Source organism: Thiolapillus sp. (genome assembly GCF_048562965.1).
GTDB classification, from domain to species: Bacteria; Pseudomonadota; Gammaproteobacteria; order Chromatiales; family Chromatiaceae; genus Thiolapillus; species Thiolapillus brandeum_A.
The window spans coordinates 1-9,665 of sequence record NZ_JBHNMF010000086.1 but is presented as its reverse complement, the minus strand read 5'-3'; the positions used below and the strand labels follow the sequence as shown (position 1 = coordinate 9,665).

Here is a 9,665-nt window from a genome sequence, read left to right as displayed (position 1 = left end):
AAAAGATGATTGCCTGGCTGGCCCGGGACGAAGCCAACACGCGGCTTTTTCTTTCTCATCCGGCCGAAGCCATGAAGAAAGCAGGCATCGACCTCAGCCGCGCAGAACAAAAGCTGCTGCACCGGACCCGTGAGGAGGTCGCCCAGAGCACGATGATCGGACCCGGAGTCAAGGTGGTAAACATCAGCACCGCCGTCTTTCCCGACGGCCGTATCGGCAAGCTTGGAAACGGTCACAGGCCCGGCGGCCGCGACAGTAACACCTGCGTCACGGAGGATTGATCATGGCACTCGACAGAACCTCCGGATTCGACATGCTCGTGCAGATATCGGAATCCGAGCTCAACAGCCAGCTTGAAACCGCTTTTCTTGCAGGCGGCATCTTTCCACCGGCCATCAGCGTACCCATCAGCAGTGGTGGCGTCACCGGCACGGCCGCACTGAACTTCGATACACCGGTTGCAGACCTGGATCGTCCAAGGCCCCGCATGGGGCTGACCATTCCGTTCGATGGATCCCAGCTTGAAATAACCGCACCACTGCCACTCACGGTTTCACCTCTTGGCGGAGACATCACCATCGTGGACAGTATCGTGATGCGCACAGAAGGCAGCACACAGATTGCCAGCATGGACTTTACCGCTGGCGCACCTGATGTCAGCGTGACATTCGACAGCGACTCCGCCAGCCGGCTGGCGCCACTGCTGAGTGCCGCGGGACTGACCATCAACCAGGCGCAGAACATGATGGCCGGCATCGTCCTGAATCAGCTTCAGAATGATATCCAGCGCCTGGATCTGACGCCACCAATCCCCGTCACCGATGACAGCGATGCCACCACGGTATTCGACATCGATGTGACCACGATAAACGATACGTCAACCCTGGACAGTGACTGCATCACCTTTGGGATTCGCATGGCGAGTGATTCCGGCGGCAATATCAACGGCGTGAACGCCAGCATGATTCCCGCCGGCAGCGGCTCTCTGGTGATGATGAGCAACTTCTGGCTGCTGGCCAAGGTGATGCGCCCCCGCCTCGCCAGACAGATGGGCATTCCCGTGGACAACTTCGATACGCCCCTGCGACTGAACCGCAGCGTTCCCGCTCCCGGCGGAGACGGCACCCTGACCAATCTCGAGGCCCGGGTAGAAGGCAACCGCATTGCCGTTAGCGGAAGAGCCACCGATTCCGGGACAGGCTGGTCTGCCGTTTCCAACTTTTCTTTCTATATCGATATCGGCTTTTCCGGTGGAAGCATCACCATTACCGCAACCGAACCGAATGTCGATACCGATGTAGACCTGGCTTGGTGGGTATGGCTGGTTTCTCTGGGCCTGGGAGGATTGTTTGGTGGGATCGTCGGTGTCATTGTTGCCGCAATTGTTCTCGCCATCGTTGAAGCCGTCGCCGAGGGCATTGCCAACGGCCTGGTGTCAGACTGCCTGAGCGGTTCGCTGGGTGGTTTGCCTTCCGTTCCTCTGGGACCCATCGGCAGTGGACTCACACTCACCGATATCGTACTTGATGACCTTGAGTTGCGTTCCAGCATCGTGCGGGCTCCTGCTGTACCGATCAAGAACAAGGGACAGCACAAGGACATCAGGGCCTTTGCAGTGGACCTGGACACGGGGGAAATTACCAATGACATACGCTTTGGCACTGACCTGGTATGGCGGCCTGAACAGGGTCTGTCCGTCAGTGGCGGCAGCGGTTTGAGCATAACCGGCACATCCTATGGTGCGGTTACTCCCGTGCAGGTCTCGCACATGCCGCTTACATCCACCGTCATTCCTCCGGGAGCTGTTCCTGTTTCCTTTCCGTCACCCTTCTGGTTCATGTCACATGATGCGGTGGTTTTCGGTGTACGCACCAGTGAAGGACGGCTGGCCAAGGTCAAAGCCTGGCGCTCCCTCACGGAAGGCGGTGCACTGCACCTCGAGTAGACGACGTTCGACACCCCTGTCCCGTCTCTGGATATATCGGAAAAGTGGTCCATCCTGGAAAGGGGTGAAGTGGAAAAATACATCACGCCCGATTGCTCTTACTGCAGCTCCAGTCCGGTGCGGCGCTGTGGTGTGTTCGAGGCCTGGCCGAAACTGGCGGCCTTCCCCGTGGACTACCAATGGTGCCTGTGCGGTGAAATTCTGGAACAAGGTATCGGAGAAGTCTCCACGAAAAATGGTACTCTCGCCTACAGGCTGACCGGTCGCCGTCTGTATATCGAGACGGAAATGGCCCAGTCGGTGGACTGTGAGCTGTGCGTCAGTGCCATCGATGCAAAGGGTTTGGAACTGTACACCTGCCTGCCCGTCAAGAAACCGGGAATCGACAGGCAATGCCGAAAATGCGAGCCCGGAAACCCGCTGGTGAGTCTCGAAATACTTCAGGCCGAACCGGAAACAATGGCCTGGCGGCCGTTGCTGGAGCAGATCACCCGGCCTGTTGCCATGAAAAACGAAAAAACGATCCGTTGACAGGGTGCCTTCGCAGGTTCCCGACAATCAAAACAGAGCAGGCATTCACGCCTGCCCTGTTTTTCACGAGCACAAGCTATTCGGCAGTATAACGCCCGATCCATGCCGAGATCAGCATGGTCAGAATAACGCTGGCCGCAAAGGCATACAGTCCGAATTCCACCTTTGCCTGTGCCAGGGCGCCAAGTTTCACGGTGACCACCAGCAGCGCAACCACGAACACATCCAGCATGGACCATTTGCTGTAGGTTGCCAGCCACTTGAGATTCCGCCGGTGCCGCATGCTTTGCGTGTCTTCCAGATTCCAGATAAGAAACAGCAGCAGAAGCTTGACCGCAGGAAATACAACACTGAAGCCACCCAGCAGCAAAGCCAGGCTTTTCTCCTCACCCTGCCAGAGCTGGCCGATGGCCGACAGCAGGCTGACGGTGTTACCAAAAAAGTAACATTTTTCCACCGTCACCAGGGGCAGCTTCAAGCCCAGCGCCAGCAGGGCACAAGCAAGCAGCAACAGTAAATTGACCAGTACCCCTGTCAGCGGATGCCTGGCGGCATAGCTGTTACGGAATCCTATTGCAGCCACTGAGGTCTTTCCCAGGTGAACGGACTCTTTCCCATCTCCGGCTGGCACATGCAATAGTCTGCAACGGCAATCAGTTCATCATTGCGGTATATCAGAGGCAGGCGCTGGCGCAGCCAGGGAGGGATACTCAGTTCCTGGCAAAGCCCCTTGAAGCTACGATTGCTTTTTCCCTTGCCGGGCCGGCATTTCAGGGATTCGGAACGGAACACCACGTCCACACCTTCCGACAGCCAGTCCGTTCCGGTCCTGACCAACAGCCGTCCCAGGCCTTCGGGCAGCTTCAGTGGCCTGCTTCCGTCCCAGTGCAGCCGGACTTCTTCGGACGGCGCTTCCGGCAGGGTTGGCATCAGGTAGAGACGCCCCCTGTAGCGGCGTATTTCAGCGCTGTTCCAGCTCAACAGCGGGCTTCCTGCCTGCTGCACCTGCATCACTTCGCTGAGAATACGCTCGATGATGCGATGTCCTGGCACGGGCAAACCCTGGTGGCGTATCCAGTAACGGAGGAGATTCTTCTGCCGCTGCAGTGAAAGCACTTCCAGACCGGAGATCATCATCTGCCAGGGTTTGCCTTCGTCCCAGACCAGCGCCATATCGGCGGTACCGACTTCCCGCATGAGAATTGCGGCTTCCGCACAATGGCGCGCCGAGCGTGCTGTCGTATTGATCAACCCCGGCCACTGATCCTTCAGCAAAGGAATGACCTTGTGGCGCAGATAATTCCTGCGGATGTTGAGACGCTCGTTGCTGGGGTCGTCCTGCCATTGCAGTTCCTCCTTCCTCGCCCAGTCAAGCAAAGCCTCCCGGCTGTATTCCAGCAGCGGACGCGCCAGCCATCCCGTCTGCCAGTCGCGTATCAGGGGCATGGAAGCCAGCCCTGAAATGCCCGCCCCACGCAACAGCTGCAACAGGAAGGTTTCGACCTGGTCGTCGCCGTGATGAGCGGTAAGCAGCATATCCTGGGGATTCATGCGCGCGGCGATGGCGGTATAACGCGCGTCTCTGGCCTGTGCTTCCAGGCTTTCTCCGGACGCCGGTCTCAGGTTGAGCTGCAGGTTGGTGAGCGGAATATCCAGCCGGGCGCAGGTCTCGCGGCAGTACATTTCCCATTCCAGCGCCTTGACCTGCAAACCATGATTGATGTGAATTGCCATCAAAGGTGCGGACAGTTCCGGGCGGATCGTCGCCAGCCCGTGCAACAGCACCGTAGAGTCCATACCACCGCTGAATGCCACCCAATACTGTTCGGGCACAGGCAGGGTCTGCAATACATCCAACAGCTTTTGTGGAGAAAAGGCCATAACCAGTATTCCCGGTATTGAGGGTTTTCAACGCCCTGTTGTTATTCGCTGAACACTCCGTAAGACATCAGACGCTTGTAGCGGCTGTCGAGCAGTTCTTCCTGGGATTTTCCCTGCAGCTGCTCAAGGGACTGTAGCAGGGCCTGTTTGAGATTGGCGGCCATGGCATCCGTATCACGGTGCGCTCCCCCCAGAGGTTCCGGCACGATGCCATCAATCAGCGCCAGCTCCATGAGTTTGTCGGAAGTGATGGCCATGGCCTCGGCTGCCTGGGATGCCTTGTCTGCGCTTTTCCACAGGATGGAGGCGCAGCCTTCGGGCGAAATGACTGAATAGGTGGCATACTGCAGCATCATGAGCTTGTCTGCCACGCCGATGGCGAGAGCCCCTCCAGAACCGCCTTCACCGATCACGGTGGCGATGATGGGCGTGCGCAACCCCGCCATTTCCCGCAGGTTTCTGGCGATGGCTTCGCTCTGTCCCCGCTCTTCGGCATCGATGCCGGGATAGGCGCCAGGAGTATCGATGAACGTGAGGATGGGCAGCTTGAAGCGCTCTGCCGTTTCCATCATGCGCAACGCTTTGCGATAACCTTCCGGCCGCGGCATACCGAAGTTGCGCTTGAGCTTCTCCTTGGTATCCCGGCCCTTCTGATGGCCGATGATCATAACCGGACGATCGTCGATGCGCCCGATGCCGGAAACAATGGACTGGTCATCGGCAAAAGAGCGGTCGCCATGCAGACCTTCGAAATCATCGACGATGCGCTCGATATAGTCGAGGGTGTAAGGTCGCAGCGGATGCCTCGCCAGTTGGGATATCTGCCAGGGATTCAATGCCGAAAAAAGGGATTCTGTGAGCTTGCGGCTCTTTTCTTCCAGACGTTCGATTTCTTCCTGGATGTTGATCTCGGCGTCATCACCCAGCAGGCGCAGTTCACCGATCTTGGCTTCAAGCTCGGCAATCGGTTGTTCGAATTCGAGAAAGTTGAGATCCATAGAGGCAGCTCACAGGTTGCAGATGACGCCTATCATACCCCAATTGCCACGGAATCATTAACCGTTTTCCCGGCAAAATGCAGCGCCACGCCATTTTCTCCTAACAGCTGCCGCAGGCGGCACAGCAGTTCATCGGAAGGTGTCACGCTCCAGGCATCACCCAGCCGTATCAGGGCTGTGGCATCCTGCCGCCGGTAACGGATGCACAGGGGAACGCTGCCGCCCCGGAAATCTTCCAGCAATTCCCGCAAGCGGTTGCGCAGATCCACCGCAGTCCACTTCTGGCTGCGTATAAACTGCTCGTCGACCATCAGATCCATCGCTGCCAGTCGCTGTTCGCGGAAAACCTCGTAGCTGCTCACTTCCTCGGCACGCAGCCCCAGACCGCCACGGTATTCGTCATGTACCAGTTTGCCCTGTACCACCAGCACCTTGTCGACGATGAGCAGGTCCTTGCAGCATTCGAAGGCTTCGTTGAACAGAGTCAGTTCGATGCGGCCGGTCTTGTCATCCAGCAATACGCTGGCCATCATGCCCCGCTGGGTGGCGCGTTTGTTCACCGCCATCACCAGGCCTGCAACCGTGACATCCTTGCCCCGACCGTAACCTTTCTGGCTGTCGTCCAGGGACAGGCTGCCGATGCGGCTGACCAGTCCCTTCAGCTCCGGTTCATAGAAATCGATGGGGTGTCCGGTAAGAAACAGACCCAGCGTCTCCTTCTCGCCACGCAGACGCTGCTCATCGCTCCAGTCATCCACGTCGTCGGGAATGATGCCCATGGCCGGTGGCGCCTCGGGTTCACTCAGGCCGAACAGGTCACTCTGGCCGGCGGCCTGCAGCGCATGGTGTTGTTCAGCCATCTTCAGCGCCAGGGGCAGTTGCATCATGAGCGTGGCGCGGTTGCAGCCCATCTCATCCAGTGCGCCTGCACGAATCAGAGACTCCAGCACCCGCCGGTTGCATTTTCGCAGGTCGATACGGCGGCAGAAGTCGAACAGATCCTGAAAAGAACCACCTTCGGTGCGCGCCTCGATGATGCCTTCGATGGCCGATTCCCCGACGCCTTTGATGGCCCCCAGACCATAGATGACCTGGTCATCGTTGCCTATCGTAAACTGGTACTGCGAACGGTTCACCTGGGGCGGCAGCACATCCAGCTTCATCTCCCGGCATTCCTCGATGAGGTGCACGACCTTGTCCGTGTTGTCCATGTCCGCCGAAAGCACCGCCGCCATAAAGGCGGCCGGATAATGGGCCTTGAGCCACAGGGTTTGGTAGGAAACCAGCGCGTAGGCGGCCGAATGGGACTTGTTGAAGCCATATCCGGCGAAATGGGCCATGAGATCGAATATCTGCGTCGCCAGAGCCTCATCCACGCCCCGTTCCACTGCGCCCTTACGGAATATCTCACCCTGCTTTTCCATTTCTTCCGGCTTTTTCTTGCCCATGGCCCGGCGCAGCAGGTCTGCGCCGCCCAGGGAATAGCCCGCCAGCACCTGGGCGATCTGCATGACCTGTTCCTGGTAGAGGATCACACCGTAGGTCGGCTTGAGGATGGGCTCCAGGCTGGGATGCAGGTACTTGGCTTCCTGATGGCCATGCTTGCAGGTAATGAAATCATCCACCATGCCGGTACCCAGGGGGCCGGGACGGTAGAGGGCCACCAGCGCGGTGATTTCATCGAAGCAATCCGGCTGCAGCTTGCGGATGAGTTCCTTCATCCCGTGGGATTCGAGCTGAAACACCGCCGTGGTCGACGCCGACTTGAGCAGGGCGAAGGAATCGGGGTCGTCCATGGGTATGGCATTGATATCCACCGGTTGCAGCCCGGCCAGTTTGCGCTGGCCGTTGATAGTCTTCAGCGCCCAGTCGATGATGGTCAGGGTGCGCAGCCCCAGGAAGTCAAACTTCACCAAGCCCACGGCTTCCACGTCATTCTTGTCGAACTGGGTGACCAGATTGCTGCCATCCGCCTCACAATACAGGGCGGCAAAGTCCGTGAGCTTGCCCGGTGCGATCACCACGCCGCCGGCGTGCTTGCCCGCGTTACGCGTCAGGCCTTCGAGCTGCAGGGCCATGTCGATGAGCTGAGTGACTTCTTCGTCGTCCTGGTAGGCCTGTTTCAGTTCCTCGCTTTCCTCCAGAGCCTTGGTCAGGGTGATGCCCAGGTCGAAAGGCACCATCTTGGCGATCCGGTCGGTGAAACCGTAGGGATGGCCCAGCACACGACCCACGTCACGCACCACGGCTTTTGCCGCCATGGAGCCGTAGGTGATGATCTGGGAGACCGCATCCCGACCGTATTTCTCGGCCACGTAGTCGATGACCTCGTCACGCCTGTCCATACAGAAATCGATATCGAAATCCGGCATGGAAACCCGTTCCGGGTTGAGGAAGCGTTCGAACAGCAATTCATGTTCCAGGGGATCGAGATCCGTGATCTTGAGGGCATAGGCCACCAGGGAACCTGCACCGGAACCCCTGCCCGGCCCTACGGGAATGTCGTTGTCCTTGGCCCACTGGATAAAATCAGCCACGATGAGGAAATAACCGGGGAACCCCATGTCAATGATCACTTCCAGCTCGATTTCCAGGCGCTCATCGTAGGGCTTGCGCTTCTCAGAAAAATCCGCAGCCACCGGATCGAGAACCTTGTTCAGGCGCTCCTCCAGCCCTTTCTGTGAGAGCTGACGGAAAAACTCGTCCATGGTAAGGCCTTCAGGCACGGGAAAGTCCGGCAGGTAGTCCTTGCCGAAAGTCATGCCGATGTTGCAGCGCCGGGCAATCTCGACGCTGTTCTCCAGCGCTTCAGGGATATCGGCAAACAGCTCCGCCATTTCCTCTTCCGTGCGCAAATACTGTTCTGGCGAATAGTCCATGGGGCGGCGGGGATCATCGAGGGTCCGCCCCTGATTGATACACACACGCACCTCGTGGGCGGCATAGTCTTCCGGTTTGAGGAAGCACACTTCGTTGGTGGCAACCACGGGAACGGCACGTCGCTGTGCCAGATCTACGCTGGCATGCAGGCAATCCTCTTCGTTGGGACGTCCTGTACGCACCAGTTGCAGATAATAGCGGTCACCGAACAGCTTCAGCCAGTAATCCAGCAACTCGTTAGCCAGGGAATCGTTGCCCGCCAGCAGAGCACGGCCCACATCTCCGTCCCTGCCACCGGACAAGGCGATGAGTCCCTGGCAGCTCTCCTCATCCAGCCATTCCCTGGCCAGGGTAGGTTTGCCCAGGTGCTGGCCTTGCTGGTAACCACGGGAGACCAGTTCGCGCAGGTTGCGATACCCGGTTTCGTTCTGTGCCAGCAGCAGCAGGCGGTCCGGCTGATTGACCTGCTCGGGATTGAGCAGCCGCAGGTCCACGCCGAACAGGGGTTTGATGCCCGCGCCTGTGGTGGCACGATAGAACTTGACCAGGGAAAACAGGTTGAACTGGTCGGTGACCGCCACGGCCGGCATGCCCTGATCTGTAAGGGCTGCCACCAGGGACTTGATGCGCACCACGCTATCCACCATGGAGTATTCGGTGTGCAGATGCAGGTGTACAAAGCGGGGTTCCATGGGGCGATTATTCTAGCACCGGAACGAGGAATTCGTCCCAGGGTTTCCACAACTATCCGACAAAAAGGCCCTTGAAAGCACATCGCCGCCACAGGAACAAAGTGATTCTTGAGCTGTTTTCCCTTTACTAGAGTTTAGAGTAAGCAACATTGTTCCACCGTATATTTTCGGGTGAAATAAAGTTGCTATTTTGTTCATACTGCCCGTTAGAGCTTGTTCTATACGCTGATTGCTGCATCCTGCTCACTTCCTCGCCAATTGGGCGGTTCGAATTTTCTGCATTTACGGTTCCACCACTGCCGGACAGGGACATGGTGAAAAATCAGTAGCAGTCCTTTACGGATCTGCCCTGCCGTTGTGGGATTGTCCTTTCGCCAGGGCGAATGGCAACACAGTTGCCTGACGGTCTGATCATCCAGATAGCCCAATAATTGGATCAGACCATAACCCACCAAGGTCAGGTGCACCCAACGATGCAGCGTCTGGCGGGTTTGTTGCCAGGCCTCTTTCAAGCCCCAGGAGAGTTTCAGTTGATTGAACATCGATTCAATCGACCAGCGTTCTCCATAGGCTTCGATGATCTGTTCCGGGGTCAGCTTGGCATCGGTACTCAATAATAAGGCTCTTCCCCAAATGGAGTGGGTAGATTATCGTAATCCCCTATGAGAGACAAAGACCTATACGCCCAGATACTGGGAATCAAGAGTCCCTGGCAAGTATCCGGTGTAGAGCTGGCGC

General features: G+C 57.8%; 8 protein-coding genes. 3 read left to right on the top strand and 5 right to left on the bottom strand.

The genetic code is table 11. The features are described 5' to 3' along the window. The 3 genes from ACOCD2_RS06860 to ACOCD2_RS06850 all read left to right on the top strand — a co-directional run. Nucleotides 1-281 (top strand): hypothetical protein (locus ACOCD2_RS06860; protein WP_294116929.1); only part of this gene is annotated, 281 nt, incomplete at its 5' end. Between the two features lie 2 nt (nt 282-283). Next, the gene (locus ACOCD2_RS06855; RefSeq protein WP_293646126.1) at nt 284-1,945 is read left to right on the top strand and encodes a hypothetical protein; all 1,662 of its coding nucleotides are present in this window, start codon (nt 284-286) and stop codon (nt 1,943-1,945) included. A gap of 69 nt (nt 1,946-2,014) precedes the next feature. After that, a complete protein-coding gene (locus tag ACOCD2_RS06850) occupies nt 2,015-2,476 on the top strand; it encodes a hypothetical protein (protein ID WP_293646128.1) in 462 nt (153 codons plus the stop codon). A gap of 76 nt (nt 2,477-2,552) precedes the next feature. Here the strand turns inward: ACOCD2_RS06850 and ACOCD2_RS06845 are convergent, their stop codons facing one another. From ACOCD2_RS06845 to ACOCD2_RS06825, 5 genes are all read right to left on the bottom strand, one after another. Next, entirely contained in the window at nt 2,553-3,059 is a 507-nt protein-coding gene (locus ACOCD2_RS06845; RefSeq protein ID WP_293646130.1) for a paraquat-inducible protein A, read from the bottom strand. After that, the gene (gene tilS / locus ACOCD2_RS06840; RefSeq protein WP_293646132.1) at nt 3,047-4,357 is read right to left on the bottom strand and encodes a tRNA lysidine(34) synthetase TilS; all 1,311 of its coding nucleotides are present in this window, start codon (nt 4,355-4,357) and stop codon (nt 3,047-3,049) included. The genes ACOCD2_RS06845 and tilS overlap by 13 nt, the downstream gene beginning before the upstream one ends. A 41-nt stretch (nt 4,358-4,398) precedes the next feature. After that, the gene (gene accA, locus ACOCD2_RS06835; protein ID WP_293646134.1) at nt 4,399-5,355 is read right to left on the bottom strand and encodes an acetyl-CoA carboxylase carboxyl transferase subunit alpha; all 957 of its coding nucleotides are present in this window, start codon (nt 5,353-5,355) and stop codon (nt 4,399-4,401) included. Between the two features lie 32 nt (nt 5,356-5,387). Then, nucleotides 5,388-8,927: a DNA polymerase III subunit alpha gene (dnaE, locus tag ACOCD2_RS06830; RefSeq protein WP_293646136.1), complete on the bottom strand. Its 3,540-nt coding sequence runs from the start codon at nt 8,925-8,927 to the stop codon at nt 5,388-5,390. Nucleotides 8,928-9,145: 218 nt separating this feature from the next. Beyond that, nucleotides 9,146-9,562, bottom strand: coding sequence for a hypothetical protein (locus ACOCD2_RS06825; RefSeq protein WP_293672508.1), 417 nt, complete (start codon nt 9,560-9,562; stop codon nt 9,146-9,148). Nucleotides 9,563-9,665 lie beyond the last annotated feature (103 nt).

Bases quoted from the DNA above. Each gene is read 5' to 3' on its own strand.
- ACOCD2_RS06855 (WP_293646126.1), top strand. From the start codon at position 284: ATGGCACTCGACAGAACCTCCGGATTCGACATGCTCGTGCAGATATCG.
- tilS (WP_293646132.1), bottom strand. From the start codon at position 4,357: ATGGCCTTTTCTCCACAAAAGCTGTTGGATGTATTGCAGACCCTGCCT.
- accA (WP_293646134.1), bottom strand. From the start codon at position 5,355: ATGGATCTCAACTTTCTCGAATTCGAACAACCGATTGCCGAGCTTGAA.
- dnaE (WP_293646136.1), bottom strand. From the start codon at position 8,927: ATGGAACCCCGCTTTGTACACCTGCATCTGCACACCGAATACTCCATG.